General features: G+C 69.4%; 3 protein-coding genes. 1 reads left to right on the top strand and 2 read right to left on the bottom strand.

All coding sequences use genetic code 11. The features are described 5' to 3' along the window. Positions 1 to 95 precede the first annotated feature (95 nt). Positions 96 to 572: a nitroreductase/quinone reductase family protein gene (locus tag VF468_18580; GenBank protein HEX5880297.1), complete on the bottom strand. Its 477-nt coding sequence runs from the start codon at positions 570 to 572 to the stop codon at positions 96 to 98. Positions 573 to 814: 242 nt separating this feature from the next. On the opposite strand from VF468_18580, the gene VF468_18575 reads away from it, so the two are divergent. Beyond that, positions 815 to 1,195, top strand: coding sequence for a VOC family protein (locus tag VF468_18575; protein HEX5880296.1), 381 nt, complete (start codon positions 815 to 817; stop codon positions 1,193 to 1,195). 359 nt (positions 1,196 to 1,554) lie between these two features. Here VF468_18575 and VF468_18570 read toward each other — a convergent pair. Next, a partial coding sequence (locus VF468_18570) for an epoxide hydrolase (GenBank protein HEX5880295.1) occupies positions 1,555 to 2,052 on the bottom strand: 498 nt, incomplete at its 5' end.

Here is a 2,052-nt window from a genome sequence, read left to right as displayed (position 1 = left end):
TCGTACCGGAGCGATGCACTGGAGCGGCATCACGAAGCAGCTCCCTTTGGAGTTCTCTTCGTCTACCTAATCAGGGCGGACGTCATCGCCCGGTGTCAAGCGGTCCCGTCGCGCGGTTCGAGGACGATCACGGGCGTCTCGGTCGACCGCCGGCCGGCATAGGCGTCCAGCTTCGGATCGACCGCGACCCAGCGCTGCCACAGCCGATCACGCTCCTGCCCCACAGAAGGGCGTGCCCGTACCGGGCGCGGATGCTGGCCCGCCAATCGAACGACGGCGTCCGGGTGCGCCTCGAGGTTGAGCCACCACGAGGGATGGCCCTCGTCCCAGCCGTTCATCGCGAGCGCGACGAGGTTGGGGCCGTCTTCGACGTAGCCGATGATGACGCTGCGCTCTTGCCCGGACCTCCGCCCGATGGTCGTGAGGCGCAGCGCACCCCAGCCGCGCCGGTTCGACGTGGTCCACAGGAATCGGCCGCCGCTGAGTCGGTAGAGCGCGCGATGAGCGCGCCAGGCCGTGTGCACAAACCACGGCGGCGGGACGTTCGGCGGTCGGGTTGCCGCATCGCTCATGCCCATACCTCCCCCACGGGCGACTCTTCGCGCGCCGTCGCTATCTAGCCGTCGACTGTCGGCATGGTCTTGGCCCCGGCTACCGGATCTGGCGGCCGGGTCCAAGACCTGTGAGCCGGCCCTTCCCCTGGTCGCGGTCAAGCGCGATCGAGGCAGGCGACCCGGTGGGCCAGACAGCCGTGCAAGACTGTGCTGCCAGATGGCAGCTTAGGCTCGCAGAAGGGACAACGGGAGGAGACGCCATGCTCGGTGACCATCCGATCACCCCGGTGCTGCTGGCCAAGGACCTGGCCGCGACGCGTGAGTTCTACCACGACCGGCTGGGGCTGGAGATCCTCACCGAGAACGACGACGCCATCGTGTTCAGGTGCGGTGGCGGCACCCACCTGGACGTGACCAAGAGCACCGTCGGCACGGCCGACGAGCAGACCCAGGTGTCCTGGCAGGTCCCGGACCTGCGAGCCGAGGTCGCCGAGCTCCGTTCCCGCGGGGTCCAGGTCGAGGACTACGACCTGCCCGGCCTCAAGACCGAGGACGGGATCGCCGACCTCGGCTTCGCCTGGATGGCCTGGATCATCGACCCGGGCAAGAACGCCCTCGGCATCATGCAGCTCAAGGACTAATGGCGGCTCCGAACCAGGCGAAGCGAGCCTCATCGCGGCGCTGGCATCCCCGACCCCAGCCGCAAGCTTGCCCCTGGTGGTCTCCCGGCAGGCCATGACCGAGGCAGCTGTGAGCTTCGCCGACGGCCTCGGCGCTGTTCGGCACGGGTGACCAGACTCATGCCCGTGCTCGACCGGGGCCCCCGGGCTGCGCGGGTTCACATGACCGCCGCCGGACTGCGGCAGCGCCAAGACCTCCGCCGCCAGCTGCTCGAACCGCCGCCGCCGCTGCACCGCAACAGCCCGCCCGGGGAGGACACCGTCCCAGGACGAGGCCCAGCCGTCGCCTGAACCGCCGGGTTTGCGGTCCGGCTGGGGCGTCAGCGGAACTGGCGGAAGAAGTCCCGCACATCGCCGACCAGCAGGTCGGGTGCTTCCATGGCGGCGAAGTGCCCGCCGCGGCTGAACTCGGCCCAGTGCACCACGTTGTGGTCGCGTTCGGCCAGGGGCCGGATGGTGAGGTCGTTGGGGAACACCGCCACCGCGGTGGGCACTGGAGACTTCGGCCGGGCTTGGCCCCAGGTGCGGGCACCTTCGTAGTAGATGCGGGCCGCCGAGCCGGCCGTGCCGGTCAGCCAGTACACCGACACGTCGGTGAGGATCAGGTCGCGGTCGACAGCGTCTTCAGGCAGGCTGGCGCTTGGGTCGGTCCATTCCTTGAACTTCTCGACGATCCAGGCGAGCTGGCCGACCGGTGAATCGGTGAGGGCGTAGGAGACTGTCTGCGGCCGGGTTGACTGGACGATGGCATACCCGCTCATGTCACGGCCCCACTTCTCCAGGAGCGCGAGGCGCTCCTGGTCGGCCCCGCTTAGGCC

This window comes from Actinomycetota bacterium (genome assembly GCA_036280995.1).
Taxonomy (GTDB): domain Bacteria; phylum Actinomycetota; class CALGFH01; order CALGFH01; family CALGFH01; genus CALGFH01.
Note: the sequence above shows the minus strand (reverse complement) of the source record. Positions and strands in the feature narration are given on the sequence as shown.